This is a genomic window from Hoeflea sp. BAL378 (assembly GCF_000759435.1).
Lineage (GTDB): Bacteria > Pseudomonadota > Alphaproteobacteria > Rhizobiales > Rhizobiaceae > Hoeflea.
Genome location: NZ_JRJG01000003.1, coordinates 20768 through 41507 on the forward strand (window position 1 = coordinate 20768; position 20740 = coordinate 41507).

Sequence of the window (20740 nt, forward strand, 5' to 3'; positions counted from 1 at the left end):
ATGTGGGCATTGATCGGAGCCACAACAACCGCTGATCAACTGACCAAGGCGGCGGCCTTGTCGCTGCTCTTGCAGGGTAATTCAGTGGCAGTTTTGCCCGGATTGGATCTGACGCTCGGCTTTAATGAAGGGGTGAGCTTTGGTCTGTTCTCTGACCTCATGGCTGGTAAACCGCTGGTCATGGCCGCGCTGACCGGCACCTTGACCGTGGTCCTCGCCATCATGGCATTTCGGGCGCGTCACCCGGTCGAACAGATCGGATTTTCTCTGATAGTGGGTGGCGCGCTTGGCAATGTGGTTGATCGGTTGCGACAGGGCGCAGTCACTGATTTCATAGATCTCTCTTTTCAGGGCTGGCGCTGGCCAACTTTTAACACAGCCGATATTGCGATTACGTTTGGTGCTCTGTTTATCGTGTTCGCCACATTCGCTTCACACCGATCCAAGGACACCGTCGTTGACCAATCCTGACCCTCAATCATTGTCCGGCGAGGATATGCCCTTGCTGGCGGCGTTCGTAATCGCTCTGGCCGCAACACTTGGCGCTCTCTTCATTGGGGAAGTGCTCGAACAGATGCCCTGTACTCTTTGCTGGTACCAACGCATTGCCATGTTTCCCCTGGTGCCCATCGTCGGCCTTTCGATCTGGCGCGCCGACGGCATGGCCCGACCCTACGGCCTGCCGTTGGCAGCGGCCGGCCTGATGTTGGCGGGTTGGCATTCCGGCCTTTACTCCGGCTGGATCCAAGAGGCTGTCACGCCTTGTGCAAAAGCCGGGCCGTCCTGCACCGATCAGGCCCAGACTATCCTTGGCCTGCCCATTCCCTATCTATCCCTGATCGCCTTTGGAGCGATCCTCAGTTGCCTTGTTCTATCGAAAGGAAGACGCGCATGAACAGACGCACTCTCTTGATCGGAGCTTCGGCTCTCGGGCTAGCCGCTTTCGGAGGCGGTGCCTTCTTCCTGACCCGGCGCCAACAATTGACCGAGGCCGAGGCAGTAACCCCGGCAGTTGATGAGGCGCAGTTGATTCGAGATTATTCGCCAAGCTTCGGCCCCGATGAGGCTCCGGTCACCCTTGTTGAATTTTTTGATCCCTCCTGCGAGGCCTGCAGGGCCTTTCATCCGGCAGTTCAGGCAATACGCGAAGAGTTCCCGGAGCAGGTGCGCGTAGTCATGCGCTACACTGTGTTCCATGAAGGATCGGACGAGGCGGTACGTATCCTGGAGACCGCACGAATGCAGGACAAGTTTGAACCTGTGCTCAATGCCATCCTGAAGCAGCAACCAGCATGGGCTGTGCACGGTGCACCGCGTATGGACTTGGCCTGGCAGATCGCGGCGGCTGCCGGTCTTGATCTGGAACGGGCCAAGAGCGACAGGTTGTTTCCCGGAATTACAGCAATTCTGAACCAGGATAAGGCAGATGTCGAAGCGGTGGGTATCCGTCAGACTCCCACCTTTTTTCTAAACGGGCGCGAACTGTCGGAACCCAGTTTGGACGGCCTCATAGCCGAAGTCCGCAGCGCGGTCGAGAATTCGTGAGGGTTCATCAAGGCCGATTGGCATAGGATTCGAAAAGGGCGAGTGTCTGCTCGCTGACATGATGTTCAATCCCCTCGGCATCACGCTCCGCCGTTTCGGGGTCAAGTCCGAGACGGATCAGGAACCGCAATACGATCTCGTGGCGACGGCGGCATTCTAGGGCAAGTGCGCTGCCTTCGCTGGTCAGGAAAACCGAGCGATACTTGGCGCGGGTGATCAGGCCCTCGCGGGCAAGCCGGTCGAGTGTCTTTGTCACCGTAGGCACCCGCACGCCCAACCGTGCGGCAATATCGACCGGTCGGGCCTCGCCTTGCTCCTGGATCAGGTCCGCAATCAGTTCGACATAGTCTTCGGCCAACTCGTTACGCCGCGCCTCGCGTACGCCCTGAAAGACCTCAGCCCTGGCATCTGCGGAGCGCTCATCGGTCACGTTGGGAGCTGCTGGTGATAGGTCATGCTTCATCATTCCGGCATGTTGCACAGCGTGGCTTGACAAGTAAATGCGCCGTGTGAAAAGTTAGCACAGACTAACTATGTGCGCCGAGACTTCACGCGCGACGCTCTCACCGGAAAGCCTTGACCCATGCCCAACAATGTACCCGACCATATGCGCGCCAAGGGGACCGCGTTGGAACTGTCGCGGCCGATCTCCTCAGCTGGGGAGACCGCATTTCCGATTGACCCGTCTCGTCGCGCTTTGCTTATCGGTGGCTTTGCCACTGCCAGCGGCGCCGCCATAATGGCAAGTGGCGCAAAGTCGCAGACCGTGCCCAACCCAATGGAAGGGCACGACATGTCGGCCATGCAAGCTGATCCCTATGCTGCGCCGATGCCGGGCATGGCCCACGGCAACATGACGATGGTTGGCTTGGTTGATCACGCCAAAAACGGCTTCGACCCGACCGCAATGCTGACAGACTGGGAGACGGGGCGGACTGAATTTCTACCCGATGGCCGGACGTTGCGCACTTTCGAAGTCGACGCCATCGATAGGGAAATAGAAATCGCCCCCGGGATTTTCTTCCCCGCGTGGACCTTCAATGGCCGCGTTCCGGGTCCAGCCCTGAGGGCAAAAGAAGGCGAACGGTTGCGAATCATTTTCCGCAACTTTGGCTCACATCCCCATTCCATGCATTTTCACGGCATCCATTCGGCGCGGATGGACGGGGTTCCCGGCGCCGGATTGATCGGGCCCGGCGAGGAATTCATCTACGAGTTCGACGCCAAGCCATTCGGTTGTCACCTCTATCATTGCCACGCGTTGCCACTGAAGCGGCACATGCACAAAGGCATGTATGGCCTGTTCGTCATCGATCCTGACCCGGCCTTGCACCCCGAGCATGCGGCAGTGGCCGCCTCTCGCCTGCTCGGAAGCCCCGAGAATGCCGAATGGCAGGAGATGGCGATGGTGATGAATGCCTTCGACACCAATTTTGACGGCGGCAACGAGGTCTATGCCTGCAATACCGTGGGCCAAGCCTATATGAACACGCCGATCCGCATCGACAAGTCGCGCCCGATCCGAATCTACCTCCTGAATGTAACGGAATTCGACCCGATCAACTCCTTCCATCTGCACGCGAATTTCTTTGACTATTACGACACAGGAACCACCCTGACGCCGGCCCAGCGCACAGTCGATGTGATCATGCAGTGCCAGGCGCAGCGTGGAATCCTGGAGTTCAGTTTCGCCGAGCACGAACCCGGCATGTACATGTTTCATGCACATCAGTCCGAGTTCACCGAACTGGGCTGGATCGGCATGTTCGACGTACAGGAGCCTGCAGCATGAGCGACCAAACCCATACGGGCCGATCCGCGCTGACCCGGCTCATGCTAGTTCTGGTGCCGCTTGCGGCCATGCTCGTCGCATTTGTCTGGATTGCCTCAATCGATCCCCTACGCGGTTTCAACAACGGCGCTCCGCCGGTCGAAGCGCCAACTGTGGAGCGGACCATTCTTGACGAGACCGGAATCGGGCTGAGGGTCCGCGCCGGAGGATCAGATCCCATGGTGATTGCCCAAGTGGCGGTGGACGACGCGTTCTGGTCCTTCACGCAGGACCCGGCCGGACCGATTGAGCGAGGCGACGCCGTCTGGGTCCGGATTCCCTATCCTTGGGTTCTTGGAGAGGCCCACCTGGTGAATCTGCTGTCGAGCACGGGAACGGGATTTGAGCACGAAATAGCGGTGGCCGTGCCGACGCCAAAGGCCACGGGCACCCAGTTGCGGACACAGGCGCTGATCGGGGCGATCGTCGGTCTTCTGCCGGTTGCGCTTGGTCTGATGTTCTATCCGGCCATGCGTGGTGTCGGGTCGACCGGGATGAATTTCCTGCTCGCGCTGACCGTGGGTCTGCTGGCGTTCCTGCTCGTCGACATGACCGCCGAGGCGCTCGAGTTGGCAGCCGGGGCCGCCGCATTATTCCAGGGGTCTGCCATGGTCTGGCTGGCGGGTTTGTCGAGTTTTCTGCTGTTAATGGCGATCGGACGCTGGCGGGGCCAGCCCGAGGGTCTTGCCTTGGCGTTTTTCATCGCTCTTGGCATCGGACTGCACAATTTTGGCGAGGGGCTGGCGATCGGCGGCGCCTTTGCCGCCGGGTCGGCGGGGCTTGGCACCTTCTTGGTCCTTGGCTTTGCCCTGCACAATGTGACCGAAGGGATCGGCATCGCGGCACCGATGCTGCGATTCCGTCCTCCGCTGTGGACCTTCCCCGCCCTGACGCTTCTGGCAGGCGGTCCGGCCGTGCTGGGGATGTGGGCGGGCAGCCTCGCCTATGCACCTCAATGGTCGGCATTGGCGCTGGCCGTTGGCGCCGGCGCGATCCTCCAGGTGATGATCGAAGTCGGTTCCTACCTGATGCGCCAGAACCGTGACCGCCAGGCCGTGCTGTTTTCCCCTGCTGTGATCGGAGGCTTTCTTGGCGGAATCGCGTTCATGTATGCCACTGCGGCACTGATCAAGGTTTAGAGTATTCGTACTGGCGGGAATCATTTGTACGCCGGGATTTGGTGATCTGGCATGAAGCGTGTGGCGTTGCGCCATGCGACATGGGACCTGACCAATGCGCTCCACGCAAACTCGCTGGTGTCCACTTCGGGCGACCGCACAGTGGCGTGATGGCACTTGAAGCTCTAGGGGCTTGAGGTTCTAAAGGTAGGGGAACGGAAGCAAACGAACCAGTGCAAATGACGGGTGTGCAGAAGATTCTCTGGGGGGTGGCTGGTGCGGCTTTGTTGGTCTTCGCCGGGCTCGTGCTTATGGCAAACCGTGCGACAGCACCCCCGGCTGATACTCCCTTCCGCCCAACTTTCGCGCTGCCCGATGCTGAAGGGCGGCTTCGGACCGCGGAAGAATTTTCGGGCAAGCATCTTCTGGTATTTTTCGGCTTCACCAACTGCCCTGATGTCTGTCCCAGGACGCTGATCGAGGTTGCGCAGGTGATGGATGGTCTTGGCGGTCAGGCTGACCTTGTGCAACCGCTGTTCATCTCCATCGACCCGACACGAGACCGCGGCCTGGAACTTGCTGAATATACTGCGGCTTTTCACCCCTCAATCCTCGGTCTGGCCGGCGAGGAGGCGCAGACCCGCGCGGCAGCCGGCAGTTTCCGGATTCTCTATGAGCGCGAGAACAATTCCGGCGCGCCGGACGGTTACACTATGGCACACAGCGCATCACTCTACCTGATCGGACCTGACGGAGACTGGCTGCGTCAGTTCAGCTATGGCACGCCAGCAAGTGAAAACCTGAACGACCTCAAGCAAAGATTGTGAATACGATGAAATATCTTCTGACCGCTCTCCTTCTCAGCCTATCCGCCACCCCGGTGCTGGCGTGTGAAACCGTTCAACTTGGCTCGCTCGAAATCTCGGAAGCCTGGTCGCGAGCTTCGATCGGAATGGCCCGGCCCGGCGCCTTCTACGTCACCATCCGCAACATCGGCGCGACGGACGATGCGCTTGCCGGCATCGCGACGCCGGTGTCCGGAAAGCCCATGCTGCACGAAACGGTGGTGAAGGATGGCGTGGCTTCGATGCCGCACGCGCCGGCGATCCCCGTGCCAGCAGATTCCACCGTGCAATTGGAGCCAGGCGGCTATCACGGCATGCTGATGGGTCTTACACAGGTGCTGAAGGAAGGCGAGACGTTCCCGGTTACACTGACGTTCCGCGATGCAGGCGACGTGACCGTTCCCGTGGCGATCCGGGGAATGGGTGCGAAAGATGCAGGCTGCGTGGACAAAAAAGATTGAGACGCCGTACGCTACTTGTTATCGGGGCGTCGGGCGTTGGCGCACTGGCCTTCACGCTCGGTCTGGGGTGGTGGCAGAACCGGGACAGCCTGCAACCGGGCTCCGCTCTGTTGCCATTGCCCATCGGCAAGATGTCCTTCACCCTGACGAACCACCGTGGCGTGACGGTGACGCCATCAGAGTGGATTGGCCGCCCGACAATGGTCTTTTTCGGCTTTACCTGGTGCCCCGATGTTTGTCCGACGACGCTGAGCGATATTTCGCTCTGGCTGCAAGATCTCGGCCCTGACGCAGACCGGATGAATATCTTTCTGGTTAGTGTCGACCCGGAGCGCGACACGCCACAGGTTCTTGCCGACTACCTGTCGAACTTCGATCCAAGAATCACCGGCCTGACGGGGTCACTTGCCGAGATCAAGCGCGCCGTGGAAGTATTCCGCGCAACATTCGAGAAAGTGCCGAGGGAGGATGACTATACCATAGACCATACCGCCGGCGTGTTCCTGTTTCGGGCGGACGGGCGATTTGGCGGGATTATCGATTATCACGAGGATCGGCGTGTGGCTCTGCCGAAGATCCAGAGGTTGTTGAAAGCGGCTAGCTGACCGGCTCTGTTGGCTTGGTGTTGTGGTCGCAAAACAAGCCGCCTTCACGACGAACTTCATGCGGTGCTCTTGAAGAGTTCCGACGTTGACCCGGCTTGCGGCGACAGGTTGCCTTTCGATCCTGTTGGACCCCACAAGCTCTGATGTTCAGCCTGCCGTTGGGAAATCGGATACTTCCTCACTCGTCGCTAAACTGTTGTGGGTGGAAGCACTTTCGCGACATCTGCAACCAATCAATGCGGCTGCGTTGCATGCCCCACCCCTGAGGAGACCTAAGCCCCCAATCACCTGTACGCTGGATGCGCTGACTTCAAGGCGCGCATGGCATAGATTGCGTCACTCACATCCCGTTCTTGGGTCTGACAAAAAGATGGCGCCACCGGGATAGCCATTCCCGTAATTCCATATAGACCTTCCCCGAAGCCAAAATGACAAACGAAAGAGTTCGATTGACCCTCCTGCGTGAAACCCTGGAGAACCGTCAGATCCCCATCTATTTTGGCGCTGTCGTCCTCGGCATGATTGTGGCGGTAACTCTCAACGGAATGACGGCGCTGGAAATCGGCATCAACCCCGCGCTGGCATTCATGTTATTCGTGACGTTCCTCCAGGTCCCCCTAGCCGAGTTGCGAGTGGCCTTCTCGCGCTTTCGCTTTCTTGGCGTCCTGCTGCTGACCAATTTCGTTGTGGTTCCTGTTCTGGTGGGAGCCCTTGTTCAGTTTCTGCCGCCCGATCCGATGATAAGGCTAGGCGTGCTGTTGGTGCTTCTCGCGCCATGCATCGACTATGTCGTAACCTTCTCGCATCTCGGTCGTGCCGATGCCCGTCTCCTGCTAGCTGCGACGCCCGCGCTTCTGGTCATCCAGATGATGATGCTTCCCGTCTACCTGGGTTTTTTCCTTGGCCCTGAGGCTGGGTCTCTTGTGACAGCGGGGCCATTTGTTCACGCATTCGCCTGGTTGATTGCGGTCCCGCTTGTCTTCTCCGCTCTCGTCCAGTTTTGGGCCATCAAAAGTGCCGCGGGGGCACGTGTAGCCTCGGTTCTTGGGCTGCTCCCAGTTCCCGCGACAGCGTTTGTATTATTCGTTGTCGTGGCCGCTGTGGTGCCGCAACTCGGCCCCGCACTTGATGACACGTTACGGGTCGTCCCGATTTACGTGGCATATGCGGTTATTGCACCCTTGGCGGGATGGGGCATGAGCAGGCTGTTTTGCCTTGATGCGCCAGCCGGGCGGGCCCTCGCGTTCAGTGCCGCAACGCGTAATTCTCTCGTCGTCCTTCCGCTGGCATTCGCTGTTCCCGGCGCGGTCCCACTCCTTCCTGCGATCATTGTCACGCAGACATTGATCGAACTTATAAGCGAGTTGGCGTATGTCCGTCTGGCGCCAATGTTTGGTTCCAAAACCGCTGCATGACGGATCCATCGACGGAGGCCGTGACACGAAACAACGGCAAAAATTCCTGTATGGTGCTGATGCTGCTGACTTGAGACGGAGGGGAGCATTTTTATCTCTGCGTTCGTTACTCTACCCGAGGGCTGCGCTTTTACTGCTCAGCCGTGCCTTCAGGAACCTATCTCCGATGAGATTGACGAAATACCTTGGGGACAAAGCATGCGGACGGCAGGATGCGATACCTGCAAGCTGATCCTGACGGCATGACGGCATGAAGAATCGCGGGTTGAGAGATTAAATTCAGCAGCATCCGCGCGGCGGACCAGTGATCCATCAGGATCATCCGCAGAGGCGGAAATGCCCAAGCACGAACGATGGGGCTCGCAAATAAATCGGATAAATTTTTAGAGAAATAAGTATAAATTCGTTAAACATGCCCATTTGCGGGATATTATACTCTTCATTGTAATCCTCTCCTCAGCGAAGGGGAGAATAATCAGATGCAAATTCAATATAAATCGAAAACATGTTCCAGTGTATCTGCATCCGCACTCGTGTTGCTCTGCGCTTCATTCGCACAGGCTTATGCCTACGAAACACTCGAAACAAATCCTGAAGTTCTTATGAGCTCCAGTGCCGCTGCTCCCCTCGTGCAGAACCGGAATGTCGCCTGGGGTTCAGCGTGGCTGACCACGGCATACCTCACCACGACCCTTGACCTGACCCAAGCCGGCCTCGCTCCCCTTGATCTTGATGTCGATCCTGTCTTTGACTTTGCTTCCACCAACGACCTCGCACTACCATCGGTGCTCACAAGACTTGCCGATAAGGGCCTGGCGGAGAATCCGGCTCTCAATGAAAAGACGATCGAACAGGCCCAGATCATCACCGCCTCGATTCCTGCGATGTCGGCCCCCGCTAGGGTGTCGATCAGCCAGACAATTCGTCAGGAAGCGCCTTTGTTCGGCGCCTACAGGATCCGCTTCGGCAAGATCAAGAGTGGTGCCCGCATATCCGGCCTGATCAAGAAGGCTGTCACTTCCGGCACACCCGACGACATTTGCACCGAAAAGTGCGCAGACCTTGCCGATCAACTTGCGTTGAGCGGATCAACTGTCAGCGAGCAACTCCGCCACGTCTCAGCATCAGTCAACAGAATTGTCGCCTACAAGGCAGACGACCAGAACCATGAACGGGTGGACTACTGGTCGACGCCCGGTGAAATTCTGGATCGCAGCAGTGGCGATTGCGAAGACTACGCCATCCTGAAAATGGCTTTGCTGGCCCGCCTCGATGTTCCTATGAGCGCCATGGAAATAGTCGTGCTCAAGGATACCAGCCGTAATCTATTTCACGCCGTTCTGTCTGTTGCATTTGAGAATCGTAGCCTGATCCTCGACAACGTGACCGATGCTGTTGAAGCTGACACGGCGAAGGAAAGCTATGAGCCTCTGTTTTCGATTTCTGGCACCGCAAACTACGTATTCGGCTACAAGGGTGGCAAGTCCAACCTTACGGCCTCACTCAAGGAGCTCGGAGCAATTGCGCCAGGTGCAGGCTTCTGAGCGCATAAGCCTGGCACAATTCTCCAATCGAACTTGCATTTCCGGATGAAGTGACATGCGAAAACGGGGTGGTTGAACGATCCGGTCGACGGATTTTGGGTCAATCGGATGCTCTGCCCGATCAGGGCAGATCACCCTTTCCATCGGCAACAGTGTGCGGGCGTGGCGGAAAAATCGGTTAGCTCAGCTTATCGGCCTCGTCGTTGTTGAGACGAAACGCGCGCCTAATCTCCTGCCCGTGGGTCAGGCTCTCATAGCGTTCCATCGACATGATGACGTAGCGCGGCTTGCGGTGCTTGGTGATCGCGACCGGCGAGATAGTCGCGGCTTCAAACAGATCGCCGGTCTTGCGGGTCAGGTCAGCGACGGCAAATTCTTTCATGGCTGCACCTCAGCTACAGTTAAGCAGAATATATATTTTTTCTGCAAACTTAAAGTGGTGGGAAGGGTTTTGAGCTTCCCCGCGTCTTCGCTGCAGCTGCTTGATGCGGGGGCAATGTGACGACCCGACCGTCCCTTTGAAATGGATCAGGTCCGCGGCCTGGCCCTGGACTCCTATGGCCGGGAATGGTGATTTGCGCCGGTGTCCTGCCGAGGGCGGTAGGCTCATGCGCGACCTGCAATCGACAGGACCGCGAAAATGGAGCCCTGCGCCAGCAATAGCCCGCTTCGATCAGCTGGTGCCATAGTTCCCGCAGGTATCTACGGCGCACGCGGTCTGCGCCAGCAGCGCGTCGCTAAGCAAAAACAGATCATTCAGACGTTGATCGCTCAGGCGATAATGGACAAAACGGCCGCGTTGTTCGCCGTAGACGAGGCCGCATTCGCTGAGACATCGCAGATGGTTCGAGGCATTTGACTGCGACAGACCCGTGATCGCGACGATCTCGCCGACGGACAACGGCCGCGTGCGCAGGGCATCAAGAATTGACAAACGCGAGGCATCGGCCAATCCCCGGAACAGTTTCGTACGCAGAGCAAAGGTTGTGTCTTTGATCCGCTCCAGCTCTTCGAAATTACTAGACATATCAGTCATGGATGATATATATTCTCTCTTGAGTAGGAAAGATAGCCATGACAATAACAGCATCAGCGAACGACGAGGAGACCGCGCGCTACCGCGTCACCGGCATGGATTGCCCCTCCTGCGCGGCCAAGATCGAGAAGGCAGTGCGCTCGGTTGGAGTGGACGAGGTAAAGGTTTCGACTGCTACGCAGATCATGACGTTGCACGTAAGCGACTCCGTGTCCTGCCTCCCGGAGGTCGAACGCGCTGTCAGCGGTATCGGTTACCGGCTTGACCGTCTAGATGAGCCCCAAGCCAACTCCGAGGGCGACATTGACGATCTGCCCAAGGACCTATCGCATATTACACCGGCCTACAAACGGGCGCTGTGGATGGTGGTCCTGCTCAATGTCGGCTACGGAATCATCGAGATGTTCGGTGGCTTCATTTCTGGGTCGCAGGCGCTAAAGGCCGACGCACTCGATTTCTTGGGCGATGGCCTCATTACTTTTCTGGGCATCCTCGCCATCGGGTGGAGCCTTGTCTGGCGCGCCCGTTCCGCCTTAATCCAAGGCCTTTTCCTTGGGGCGCTCGGACTTGGGGTCCTTGTAAACACGGCCTATCGGGTGCTGGTGCAGCAGCAGCCCGAGGCCGAACTGATGGGCCTGTTCGCACTGGTCGCGCTCGTCGTCAATGTCGTTGCGGTTCTTCCATTGCTGTCCCACCGAACCGGCGACGCGAATGTGCGGGCGGTCTGGCTGTTTTCGCGCAACGACGCGATCGGAAACGCAGCCGTCGTCGTGGCGGCCGGCCTGGTGGCTTGGACCGGAACGGCTTGGCCGGACCTCGTCGTCGCCGCCGTGATCGCCGGCCTGTTCCTGCAGTCGTCCTGGTCAATCATCCGCGACGCCCGCAGCGATTTGCGGGAAGCTTCGTCGACACGGCGGAGCGCTCCGGCATGATATCGAGCCGCAAACCCGACCGCTCCTTCACGAACCGCGCCTTGTCGATCAGCTCGACCCGGACAACCTGTCACGGAGGAGCATGAGCACTTGGATATGGGTTGCCGTTTTGTTGGCGGCCGTCTTCGCGGCGGAATGGGGTTCCGATCATCTGGCGGAGCCCCTTCGTAAGCTGCGCAAGCAGTGGGCTCTCAGCCGCTGCTGGGGGCTCTCTGATCGGCATTGCCACTGCAAGTCCGGAAGTCGGCGTAAACGTTACCAGTGCCGTGCGGGGCGTCACCGATATCGGCCTCGGGGCAATGCTCGGCTCGACCGCCATCGGCATCCCCGCACTCGTCTCCGTCGGCTATCTCGCAACGCGCAGGCGCGACATCCCCGATGATCCGGGACATCAACAGCACCTGCGCGAGCATCTATTGCGTGTTGATCCGAAAGCAGCAACCGTGCAGGCCCTTCCATATCTCGGCATATTGGCGCTCGCCGCTCTCCTGATCCTTCCTGCGCCCTGGCAGGGGCTGCAGCCAATTGATGGCGGGGTCCTGTTGGCCGCCTATGTCGCCTATGCCGCCCAGGCATTTTTTCGCGGCCGCGAGAAGCCCGAGCAGGTCGAGTGGTCGCGCAGGGGGATCTGGATGGCGGTCGCCGGCGTTGGCGTTCTCGCACTCGGCGCCTATTTCACCGTCATCTCTACGCAAAATCTAGTGCAGGCGTTCGGCATCTCGCCGATCATCGGCGGCCTGTTCATTACTGCGCCTGTTGCCGCCCTGCCAGAGATCTTCGCGTCCTGGAAGGTGTCGCGGAGCGGCCAGATCACGCCGGCACTCACCAACATCATCGGCGATCACGCCATGACCATGACGGTCGGATTTCTGCCCCTGGCGCTTGTCGGGACGCAGATCGGCAACTTCCGTCTGGTCTGGGTGAGTTTCGTCTTTGTCGCGCTTATGCCTGCGCTCTACGCGGCGTTCGTCCGCTGGGGCGGGTCCGAATCAGGCTTCCGACGCTGGCAGGTTCTTAGCCTGGTTGGCGTCTACGCTACCTATGTAGCCGTCGTTGTCGTCTGGGTGCTGGAGCTGGTCTGATGGAGATTTCCAGCATCGGAGTAGCAACAGCCTTCGCCGCAGGCGTGATATCCCTTTTGTCACCCTGCGTTCTGCCGCTAGTACCGGGCTATATATCCTATGTCGCTGGGCGCACGATCAGCGCTGACGGGGTTCCGACCCATTCCGGGATGAAGGCGGGGAGCCGACCCCGCGGCCTCAGCCTCTGCTTCGTTGTCGGCTTCTCGACCGTGTTCGTCTTGCTCGGGGCCAGTGCGACCGCGTTGGGCGGACTCCTGCGCACGCATCTTTACGAAGCAAACCTGATCGGCGGTGTGATCGTCGTCATCTTCGGCTTGTTCACAACCGGCCTTGTACCGATGCCTTGGCTCGATCGTGACGTTCGGTTCCATTCCAGTCCGAACAGCGGCGGGCGCTTGGTCTGCCTATTTCGGTCTCGCTTTCGCGTTCGGCTGGACCCCATGCATCGGACCTGTGCTGGGCTCGATCCTGGCCCCATCCGCCGCCAACGCCACGGTTGCAGCGGGACGGCACTGTTATCCTGGCCGTTCTGTTCATGCGCGGATGCATGACACGGCTGTTGTCAATGCGCCGAACTGGTCGGGTGCTCAAAATCGTCGCTGGCGGGGTGAAGGTGGTCATGGTGGTCATGGCTATTGCCATGATCACCGGCCATCTCTCCAGCTTTGCAATTTGGCTCCTCCGGACGTTCCCGGCCCTCGGCCGAATCGGCTGAGCCGGAGTTTATAAGGGATTATGCGATATGCTCAGGCTCGGCCTTCCAATCGCCCTTGGCGGATTTTTCCTTGATCAGGCGACGAAATGGTTGGTCCTGAACTATGTCATGATTCCACCTCGGGTCATCCCCGTCACCGACTTCTTTAATCTCGTGCTCGGCTACAACTCCGGCGTAAGCTTCGGATTGTTCGGCGAGGCTCCGGTTTGGATCCTGATGACGTTCACGCTCGCCATAGCTGTGGGGCTCCTTGTCTGGATCAAGCAAACCGACAACCGTCTCACGGCCGCCGCCCTCGGGCTTATCGTCGGGGGCGCGATGGGCAATCTGCTCGACCGGCTGCGGCAGGGCGCCGTGACAGATTTTCTGGATTTTTACATTGGCGGTTATCATTGGCCAGCCTTCAATCTTGCCGACGTGGCGATCGTATGCGGGGTGGGGCTCTTGCTCATCGAGAGCGTCCTAGCCGGAGATGACAAGAAAGCCCCGTAGCGCCTGAACCAGTGCCTGCCCGATGAAGGACGCTTCAATGCCTCTGATGCCTTGCACTGAAACGCCGGACGCCACTTCGGCCCTTATCAAGGATACGTATCGGTTTATATCGAAGCGATGTCGGAAGTATGGGGTAGAATCGGGCATTTCCGTGCTCTGCTCCCATTTGGGATTTCGCGCTGGGCCTAGAATATTGGCCAGGCCGTCGTGCGATCAGCCAAGAGTGGAAACATGCCAATCCGTGACCCCGGCTCGCTCACGACGTCTTTCTCCGCACCGAGTTCCATCCACTCGGCATCCTGCTCGGACAAGATCCAGAGGCAAAGACGGTCTTCCACCCGATTGCGATAGCGAGTCGTACATCCGAGCTGGGAACCAGTTTCTTTTGGAAGCACGCCGCCGTCTTTCGGGTCAGCGTGCCTTCCAGCGACGAGCAGCTTCGTGTATCGATCTCGACAAATTGGCAAGATCAGGCAATGGACAAAAAATGACCGACACTTCTCTGCGACTTTCGATCGAAGAATCGTACACGTTGGCGCGACAGCGCAAGCGCCGGAACATTTATCTGTTATTGGCACTGTGCTGCTTCGCAGTAACCGTGTTTGGCGTGAGCATCACTCACCTGCAGTCGGAAACCCAGATGGATCCGTTGCCTTCACAGCCAATCACCGACAAGTGATTGGCTGTGTGCCGATGGTGCATCCATAATTTGGGGATGGATCACACCGGACTTTCGCACCTGCTGGCACGTATCGGCCTTTTTAGCGCGACGACCTTGGCGGCCTATTCGGGCTTTGCAATCCTGTTTGGCCTATTTTGTCTTGTCGGAGGCCATAACATGATGGAAGCATTGTACGGAGGGTTCGCGAGCTTTTTGCTAGCTATTGTTGTAGGCGCTGGAGCTGTTTGGATATCAACCCCCAGCGCACAATTCAACCAGACACGAGACTGACCCATGTGTTGGGGTCATGTTGCGATTGGCGCTTGAGGAAATAGAGTTCTGCTTCTTTCCAGAGCAGAACCCGAGGTTCAACGTTGTCCAGAACGAAATCCCCGCGGTCTGTGACAACGGTCAGGACGGCATGTCCGCCTCCGTTTGCGTCCCGTGCAACAGTCATGGATAGCGCACCCAGCGGAACTCCACGCTGATTTAGGCGTTTGCGCTTTTCCAGTGCGTAGTCCTCGCAATCGCCTACATTGTCGGGATACTCCCAACGCTCTTCAATCCCGAAAATCTCGCTGTCGGGCAGAGGAGCAACAGCTGTATTCACGTCGTGGTTGGTCTGGATGATGTCCTTCCAGAGTTCGCGTGTCAATTCGACGATCTGGCCATCTGCCGGGCGGTCACAGCGATCGGCGTAGCGCTGGCAATAGTCATAATAGCCGATAGGTATTGTCGTTCTGCCGAATGTCTCCATGTTTGCGGCGCTGGCGGGCTGCGTCGGGTTGAGATGGAGTGCATTGGCGCCGGCGGTGCCGCAGGACAAGGCGAGCGCAAGCGCCGCAATAATTGACTTTCCCATGTTGAACCTTTCCCCAAAGTTGATGGAAAGACACTACGAGAAACAGATAAAAACTGGGAAAAATCAAAGACTTGGATTTCTCTCAAATGCAGTTCAAATGCTGCATTAGCAACACACGAATTAGAAACAATTGGATAGCTGAACTTTAGATCAACCGAGATGAGACCACCGCGTCGTTTGTCGTGGTATCTCCGCCAAAGGATGTGAACCGAGAGACTTGATCGCCGACTTGATATCTTGCCTGCAGTCTATCGTGATGGCTTTGTTTGGTAGCTCAGTGCGAAATCACACGCCTATCCGCTTGGAAAATCGGATAGGATCGGACACCAGTTCCACAATTGATGCGTTCCTGAACCCTTACAGGCGGTGCGACAAAACGTGTATGGACAGGTCACCAAGTTTTAGCTATTCGATATGAGATGAAAAGGTATGCCCGCATTCTAACGATCCTCATGCTCGCCGTGTTCGCGGCGGGTTCGGTCGCGCATACCGCGAATGCAGCCAGCATGAATACGACGATGGCCCTTACCGCCGTCGAGAACGGCGATATGGGCAGCTGCAAAGATTGCCCTGACGGCACCGGCGACATGCAGCCGTGCGATTATATCTGCGTTTCTCCCTTGTCGGCCATCCTGCCATCGGGCGAGCCCGGCCTGCCTGAGGCGGTGACGACCACCGAAGAAGCGGTTTATCGAAGCATGGCCGGACGCACCGGACTGCCGAACCCTTACCCTCCGAGATCCTCCATCCTGAGCTGACGCTGCCCGGAATCCGTTCCGGCTAGCTGCGGCTGACTTCATGCGCGACCAATCTGATCGTTCATGGTCCTACTCAGCATCGCGGGTTCGCGCATTGCTGGATCGAGCACCCCCTCAGGATAGTTGGAACATCATGACATTGCTTTTGCCGACGCCGACGCGTCGAGCCTTTCTCACGTCCGCTGTGGCCTTCGGGGCCAGTGCAGTGCTCTTGGTTTCGATAAACCGAGTAGCGCGCGCCGTACCGGGCAAAACACCTTCCGCAATCGCTTTCGATGGCAATGCGCTCATCGTTGGAGGTGCCGGGTTCATCCGCCGCGACGACGGCGGAGTGTCCACACCGCTGCCCGGTCCGAAAGACGGCAGCATTCTTTCGCTTGCGACGCACGACGGCCGTGCCGGTCGGATTGCAGCGGGGCTGTCCAATGGGGGCGTTGCGCTATCCGAAGACGGCGGGCAGAGCTGGGAGGCGAGAAGCAAGGGTTTACCCGAGGCTCCAGTAGTTGCTGTCGCAGCGGCTGCTTCAAACCCCGAAACCCTGTATGTTTCCGTTCATGGTGACGGTCTATGGAAAAGCGAAGATGCTGGCCGGTCTTGGGTCTTCGCGATGGACCGGCCTTGGCTGGCAGATGCCGAACGCGACTTGACTGCATTGGCCTCGGTCGATCTGGCCTCGGGCATGGGCGGCATCTGGTTATACGCCGGAACCGGATTGGGTCTCACCCGCGTGCCCGATTGTTTCTGCCGTTGGCAGGACGTGCAGCCAGGCGATGCGATGGACGCTTTGGTATCCGGGGCTGCGCCTGCGCCGGAGGCACCGTTGCCCACCGGAGAACCTATCCACGCTTTGGTGAGCGCAGCGTCGGTTCCGATGAGGCTCTATGCCGCCCTACCTTCCGGTGTGTGGGCTTCTGCGGACGCGGGGGTCGTCTGGGCGCAACGCTCATCTTTCCGCACTGATGCGGTCGCCGTCCATCCCAACAATGCCGATCAAGTCGTTGCCCTTACCGCGGACGGTCTCATCCAAACTCGCGACGGCGGTCTGTCCTGGACCCCGCTCGCTAACAATTAATGGAGAACAACATGAAAAAGATCTTTGTTGCCGCAACCGTTACCGCCCTGGCTGTCATTGGTAGTGTGGCGTTTACGGCGTTGACCTCGGCTCAAGCTCCCCAAGACGCAAGTGCCAGCGTTGCTGGTGCCAAGGCGATCACAATCTGGCGCGACCCCGGCTGTGGATGTTGCGATACCTATGCCGACTATCTGGAGATGAACGGCTTTTCCGTGACGCGCGTCGATGATCGCGCTTTCGACAAGCGCTCGGTTGAAATGGGCGTTCCCGAGCGAGGTATCGGGTGTCACCTGGCCGAGATTGACGGCTATGTCGTAAGCGGGCTCGTGCCTGTCGAGATTATCGAACGGCTGGTCAGCGAGCGTCCAGATGTCACCGGCATCACGTTGCCCGGAATGCCGGGGAATGCTCCCGGCATGGCACCGGCAAAGACAGGCACGCTGAAGACCTACGCCTTCGGCAAGGACGGCGTCGCCGTTTACTCCGATGAGTGATGGCATGAACTGTATGATGGATGGCTCCATGATGGACTTTATGATGTTCGGAGGTGGTCTGTTCAGCCTTCTGATCCTGGCTGTTCTGGTCCTCGGCATTTTCGCGTTGGTGAAGTTTCTGCGGGGGCGGCAATGAGGCGGATGATGCTCCTCCTTTCCGCTGCCACCTTTTCGGGTCTGACAGCTATCGCCGCGCAGGGGCAATCGCAAAGTTCCGGTACGCAAGCCAAAGACCTGACCGTGCTGGGTTATCCTGTGACAGACGAGCAGATCACCCTCGGAAGGCAAGTTTATGCGCAAAACTGCGCCTCCTGCCATGGCGCCGAGCTCCAGGGTCAGCCGAACTGGAGGCGCAGGCTGGAGAACGGCCGCATGCCGGCGCCGCCCCATGACGAGAGCGGCCACACCTGGCATCACTCGGACCAGGACCTGTTCGACATCACCAAGTTCGGCGTCGGCGGTGTCGTTGCGGGCTATGAGAGCGACATGCCCGCCTTCGAGGACATCCTGAGCAACGAGGAGATCGCAGCGGTACTCGCATTCATCAAGAGTACCTGGCCCGAGCGCCAGCGGGAATCACAGGCTCGAGTGACGGCCAAAGCCGGTGGTGGGTTATGACTATGGACAGTGAACAGTCGTTCGCCAAAACGGGACGAAGCGTCTTGGCCTTCCTGCCGCTTACTGTCGCTGCGGTGCTTGCCATCTTTCTGGCCTGGGGCTTGACCCAAGACCCTGGCAGTCTTCCATCCGCGCTCATCGGCAAGGTGGTGCCGGAATTTGACCTGCCGCCGGTTCAGGGGCGATCGCTCGGGCTGTCGAGCGATGATCTCAAAGGAGAGGTATCGCTGGTCAATGTCTTTGCTTCCTGGTGCGTTGCCTGCCGCGAAGAGCACCCTCTGTTCATGAAGCTTGCAGCGCAAGGCACCGTGCCGCTGCACGGCCTCAACTACAAGGATCAGCCGGACGATGCGGCGAAATGGCTGGACAACCTCGGGGACCCATACACGCGCACCGGAGCCGACATCAGTGGGCACGTGGCGATCGATTGGGGCGTCTATGGCGTACCCGAAACCTTTGTGGTCGATGCGGACGGGCTCATCGCCTACAAACATATCGGACCGGTGAACGAAGAGGTGCTCGCGAAAACCATCCTGCCGCTGGTGGAATCATTGCGCCAGCGGACCGCGGACCAGAAGATGCGGGGCGCTGGTTCATGACGGCTCTATTGCATACAAAACGCACAATTTTAATCGCACTTGCGGCTGGGGGGCTCGTGGTGGTCGCGCTCGCAGTCACCGCCGCAATGATTTACATCGACGGCGATAAAGGCGCCTACCCCGTTAGCGACAAACGAGGCGCAACACTATTGCCCCAGTCCTTCGTCATGCACGAAACGCCTCGGCCGCTTCCCGTGGTCACGTTCGAGGACGGGGCAGGTCAGGCTCTCACGCTGGTCTCATTCAAAGGCACAACCGTTCTGCTCAACATCTGGGCGACCTGGTGCGTGCCCTGCCGCGAGGAAATGCCAACGCTCGACGCGCTTCAGGCAAAACTCGGCGGCCCCGGTTTCGAGGTTGTGCCTCTCTCTGTCGACCGGGCCGGGCCGGAGGTGGTCCGCAAATTCTATGCCGAGATCGGTATCCGGAATCTCGGTCTCTATATCGATGCCTCGATGCGGGCTTCGTTCGACCTTGCGGCCGTCGGCCTGCCAACGACGCTCCTCATTGATGCTGAAGGGCAGGAACTGGGACGGCTGGTCGGCCCGGCAGAATGGGACGCGCCCGAGATGATCGATTTTCTCAAAACACATCAGACCTCGAACTGAAAAGGAAGCCTTCATGGATAAGTCACGACAATACAGCACCGAGGACGGTTCGTTTGGCCGCGATGTTCTCTACGCGCTTCGCTACTACCTCGGCGGCCGTCGCGGATACCTCATACTTGCGGCGGTCCTGATTGCTGGCGGTCTCGCGTTTAATTGGAGTTGGCTAGCCGCGGCAGGCATAGCGCCGCTGCTCCTCACAGCACTGCCGTGTGTCGCCATGTGCGCGCTCGGACTCTGCATGAACAAGGTTACCGGCGGTTCCTGCAAGTCAAACCAGGCCGGAAACCCTGCTGCCGCAGACGGTGAACCTTCATTACCGGGCGGAGCCCAAAATGACCTCTTGTCGGACGAAACCGTGCAACACGCACAATCCGTCAGTGTGGCGGTTTCGTCCCGGCATTCCCTATCCCTAACCAAGCAGAAAAGGAACACGACCGATGATTAAACCTATCAAGTCTCTCACTATGGCTGCCGTTCTGATGATCAACATCGCCGCAGTCCCGACCCTTCAAGCCGCTGAGCACAAAACTCCAAGCAACCAGGGCTCCATGATGGAAGAGGGCAGCATGGGGAACAACAAAGATATGATGAATCAGGACGGAATGTCCGGCATGGGCGGAATGGACGGCATGATGGGCATGATGAAAATGATGGCCCAGATGGCGCCGATGATGGAGCAGTGCACCAAGTTGATGGCCAGCATGACAGACAACATGAAGACGTCGGCAGACCAATAGGAGGCTGAGATCCCCCCGCCCGGACATTTGGTCCGAGCGGGGGGCTGCGAGAAACAGACATGACATCAGGCAAAACAACACATCTCAGACGAATTCGCTACGGCCTGTGGTTCCTGGTGACCATTGCCGCGTTGGTGATCGGTGGTGCCTATTTCGTCCGGACGATCGGCGTCCGCGAGCCGCCGTCGGTCACCACCGGCGAGGCCGCAATTCGCTCCGAGTTTTCGTTGATCGACCACAACGGAAATCGCGTGACCGAGGCCGACTTCCTCGGGCGCTGGCAACTCGTGTTCTTCGGATTCACCTATTGCCCCGACGTCTGCCCGACCACGCTCGCCTACATGGCGAATGTGCTGGATCGGTTTGGCGGCGAGGTCGAGCGGGTCGCACCGATCTTCATCACCGTCGACCCGTCGCGCGATACGCCGGAGGTGATGGCGGAATATGTCCAGGCCTTCCACCCGAAGCTGGTTGGACTGACCGGATCCGAAGCCGCGGTTGCCGCAGCTGCCCAATCCTTCCGCGTCTACTACGAGAAGATGGAAGAGGAAACAGCGCCGGACGGATATCTGATGGCGCACTCCGGGCACATCTACCTGATGACACCCGAAGGCCGCTTTGAGGATGTCTTCCGCGAAGGCGAACAGTCCGCGGAAGAGATGGCCGTCGATGTCCTTGCAAGAATGAATAGAAAACAATGATGAAAATAC

Annotated in this window: 27 protein-coding genes and 1 pseudogene; 24 read left to right on the forward strand and 4 right to left on the reverse strand. The window is 58.6% G+C overall.

Features of this window, described 5'->3' with window-relative positions; translation table 11 throughout:
• From lspA (LL06_RS01185) to LL06_RS01195, 3 genes are read left to right on the forward strand one after another with little or no spacing between them, the layout of a single operon-like run.
• The gene (gene lspA, locus LL06_RS01185; protein ID WP_035521237.1) at positions 1–471 is read left to right on the forward strand and encodes a signal peptidase II; all 471 of its coding nucleotides are present in this window, start codon (positions 1–3) and stop codon (positions 469–471) included.
• Positions 458–895 carry a disulfide bond formation protein B gene (locus tag LL06_RS01190; RefSeq protein ID WP_244446997.1) on the forward strand — a complete coding sequence of 146 codons (438 nt, stop codon included), beginning with the start codon at positions 458–460 and terminating at the stop codon, positions 893–895. Before lspA (LL06_RS01185) ends, LL06_RS01190 begins: the two co-directional genes overlap by 14 nt.
• A complete protein-coding gene (locus LL06_RS01195) occupies positions 892–1545 on the forward strand; it encodes a thioredoxin domain-containing protein (protein WP_035521239.1) in 654 nt (217 codons plus the stop codon). Before LL06_RS01190 ends, LL06_RS01195 begins: the two co-directional genes overlap by 4 nt.
• A gap of 7 nt (positions 1546–1552) precedes the next feature.
• Here the strand turns inward: LL06_RS01195 and mntR are convergent, their stop codons facing one another.
• Positions 1553–2011 carry a manganese-binding transcriptional regulator MntR gene (gene mntR / locus LL06_RS01200; RefSeq protein ID WP_035521241.1) on the reverse strand — a complete coding sequence of 153 codons (459 nt, stop codon included), beginning with the start codon at positions 2009–2011 and terminating at the stop codon, positions 1553–1555.
• Between the two features lie 273 nt (positions 2012–2284).
• Here mntR and LL06_RS01205 point away from each other — a divergent pair, with 273 nt between their 5' ends.
• The 7 genes from LL06_RS01205 to LL06_RS26225 all read left to right on the forward strand — a co-directional run bounded on the left by LL06_RS01205 (position 2285) and on the right by LL06_RS26225 (position 9364).
• Positions 2285–3337 carry a multicopper oxidase domain-containing protein gene (locus LL06_RS01205; RefSeq protein WP_152599461.1) on the forward strand — a complete coding sequence of 351 codons (1053 nt, stop codon included), beginning with the start codon at positions 2285–2287 and terminating at the stop codon, positions 3335–3337.
• On the forward strand, positions 3334–4515 hold the full coding sequence (locus LL06_RS01210; protein ID WP_035521242.1) for a metal transporter: 1182 nt from the start codon (positions 3334–3336) through the stop codon (positions 4513–4515). Before LL06_RS01205 ends, LL06_RS01210 begins: the two co-directional genes overlap by 4 nt.
• 218 nt (positions 4516–4733) lie before the next feature.
• Positions 4734–5321 (forward strand): SCO family protein, encoded by a 588-nt coding sequence (locus tag LL06_RS01215; protein WP_052161087.1) that lies wholly within the window; start codon positions 4734–4736, stop codon positions 5319–5321.
• A 5-nt stretch (positions 5322–5326) separates the two neighbouring features.
• A complete protein-coding gene (locus tag LL06_RS01220; RefSeq protein ID WP_035521245.1) occupies positions 5327–5800 on the forward strand; it encodes a copper chaperone PCu(A)C in 474 nt (157 codons plus the stop codon).
• Positions 5797–6405 (forward strand): SCO family protein, encoded by a 609-nt coding sequence (locus LL06_RS01225; protein WP_035521247.1) that lies wholly within the window; start codon positions 5797–5799, stop codon positions 6403–6405. Before LL06_RS01220 ends, LL06_RS01225 begins: the two co-directional genes overlap by 4 nt.
• 449 nt (positions 6406–6854) lie before the next feature.
• Positions 6855–7820, forward strand: coding sequence for an arsenic resistance protein (locus LL06_RS01230; protein ID WP_152599444.1), 966 nt, complete (start codon positions 6855–6857; stop codon positions 7818–7820).
• A 479-nt stretch (positions 7821–8299) separates the two neighbouring features.
• The gene (locus LL06_RS26225) at positions 8300–9364 is read left to right on the forward strand and encodes a transglutaminase-like cysteine peptidase (protein WP_081963570.1); all 1065 of its coding nucleotides are present in this window, start codon (positions 8300–8302) and stop codon (positions 9362–9364) included.
• A 178-nt stretch (positions 9365–9542) separates the two neighbouring features.
• On the opposite strand, the gene LL06_RS01240 is transcribed toward LL06_RS26225, so the two are convergent.
• On the reverse strand, positions 9543–9746 hold the full coding sequence (locus LL06_RS01240) for a type II toxin-antitoxin system prevent-host-death family antitoxin (RefSeq protein WP_052161089.1): 204 nt from the start codon (positions 9744–9746) through the stop codon (positions 9543–9545).
• 291 nt (positions 9747–10037) lie between these two features.
• On the reverse strand, positions 10038–10391 hold the full coding sequence (locus tag LL06_RS26680; RefSeq protein ID WP_081963571.1) for a metalloregulator ArsR/SmtB family transcription factor: 354 nt from the start codon (positions 10389–10391) through the stop codon (positions 10038–10040).
• Positions 10392–10438: 47 nt separating this feature from the next.
• Between LL06_RS26680 and LL06_RS01250 the strand changes: the two genes are divergently transcribed.
• From LL06_RS01250 to LL06_RS01270, 5 genes and pseudogenes are all read left to right on the forward strand, one after another.
• The gene (locus LL06_RS01250) at positions 10439–11332 is read left to right on the forward strand and encodes a cation transporter (RefSeq protein WP_035521253.1); all 894 of its coding nucleotides are present in this window, start codon (positions 10439–10441) and stop codon (positions 11330–11332) included.
• 101 nt (positions 11333–11433) lie between these two features.
• Positions 11434–12414 (forward strand): sodium:calcium exchanger, encoded by a 981-nt coding sequence (locus tag LL06_RS01255; RefSeq protein ID WP_201772282.1) that lies wholly within the window; start codon positions 11434–11436, stop codon positions 12412–12414.
• Positions 12414–13129: pseudogene (locus LL06_RS01260) on the forward strand (cytochrome c biogenesis CcdA family protein). Before LL06_RS01255 ends, LL06_RS01260 begins: the two are co-directional and overlap by 1 nt.
• Before the next feature lie 27 nt (positions 13130–13156).
• On the forward strand, positions 13157–13621 hold the full coding sequence (lspA, locus tag LL06_RS01265) for a signal peptidase II (RefSeq protein ID WP_035521255.1): 465 nt from the start codon (positions 13157–13159) through the stop codon (positions 13619–13621).
• Between the two features lie 487 nt (positions 13622–14108).
• Positions 14109–14300 (forward strand): hypothetical protein, encoded by a 192-nt coding sequence (locus tag LL06_RS01270; protein ID WP_035521257.1) that lies wholly within the window; start codon positions 14109–14111, stop codon positions 14298–14300.
• Between the two features lie 253 nt (positions 14301–14553).
• On the opposite strand, the gene LL06_RS01275 is transcribed toward LL06_RS01270, so the two are convergent.
• The gene (locus LL06_RS01275; RefSeq protein ID WP_035521259.1) at positions 14554–15144 is read right to left on the reverse strand and encodes a transglutaminase-like cysteine peptidase; all 591 of its coding nucleotides are present in this window, start codon (positions 15142–15144) and stop codon (positions 14554–14556) included.
• 419 nt (positions 15145–15563) lie between these two features.
• On the opposite strand from LL06_RS01275, the gene LL06_RS01280 reads away from it, so the two are divergent.
• The 9 genes from LL06_RS01280 to LL06_RS01315 all read left to right on the forward strand — a co-directional run bounded on the left by LL06_RS01280 (position 15564) and on the right by LL06_RS01315 (position 20731).
• Complete coding sequence (locus LL06_RS01280; protein WP_035521261.1) at positions 15564–15902, forward strand: hypothetical protein; 339 nt, start codon at positions 15564–15566, stop codon at positions 15900–15902.
• 133 nt (positions 15903–16035) lie between these two features.
• Positions 16036–16974 carry a hypothetical protein gene (locus LL06_RS01285; RefSeq protein ID WP_201772283.1) on the forward strand — a complete coding sequence of 313 codons (939 nt, stop codon included), beginning with the start codon at positions 16036–16038 and terminating at the stop codon, positions 16972–16974.
• Between the two features lie 11 nt (positions 16975–16985).
• A complete protein-coding gene (locus LL06_RS01290) occupies positions 16986–17468 on the forward strand; it encodes a DUF411 domain-containing protein (protein ID WP_152599445.1) in 483 nt (160 codons plus the stop codon).
• Between the two features lie 141 nt (positions 17469–17609).
• Positions 17610–18086: a cytochrome c gene (locus LL06_RS01295; RefSeq protein ID WP_244446998.1), complete on the forward strand. Its 477-nt coding sequence runs from the start codon at positions 17610–17612 to the stop codon at positions 18084–18086.
• A 2-nt stretch (positions 18087–18088) separates the two neighbouring features.
• The gene (locus LL06_RS01300; protein ID WP_162835367.1) at positions 18089–18685 is read left to right on the forward strand and encodes a DsbE family thiol:disulfide interchange protein; all 597 of its coding nucleotides are present in this window, start codon (positions 18089–18091) and stop codon (positions 18683–18685) included.
• Positions 18682–19293: a TlpA disulfide reductase family protein gene (locus LL06_RS01305; RefSeq protein WP_152599446.1), complete on the forward strand. Its 612-nt coding sequence runs from the start codon at positions 18682–18684 to the stop codon at positions 19291–19293. The genes LL06_RS01300 and LL06_RS01305 overlap by 4 nt, the downstream gene beginning before the upstream one ends.
• 13 nt (positions 19294–19306) lie before the next feature.
• Positions 19307–19738, forward strand: a complete 432-nt coding sequence (locus tag LL06_RS27875; RefSeq protein ID WP_152599447.1) for a hypothetical protein — start codon at positions 19307–19309, stop codon at positions 19736–19738.
• Positions 19731–20030 (forward strand): hypothetical protein, encoded by a 300-nt coding sequence (locus LL06_RS27880; RefSeq protein ID WP_035521269.1) that lies wholly within the window; start codon positions 19731–19733, stop codon positions 20028–20030. Before LL06_RS27875 ends, LL06_RS27880 begins: the two co-directional genes overlap by 8 nt.
• A gap of 116 nt (positions 20031–20146) precedes the next feature.
• Positions 20147–20731 (forward strand): SCO family protein, encoded by a 585-nt coding sequence (locus LL06_RS01315; protein ID WP_201772284.1) that lies wholly within the window; start codon positions 20147–20149, stop codon positions 20729–20731.
• Positions 20732–20740 lie beyond the last annotated feature (9 nt).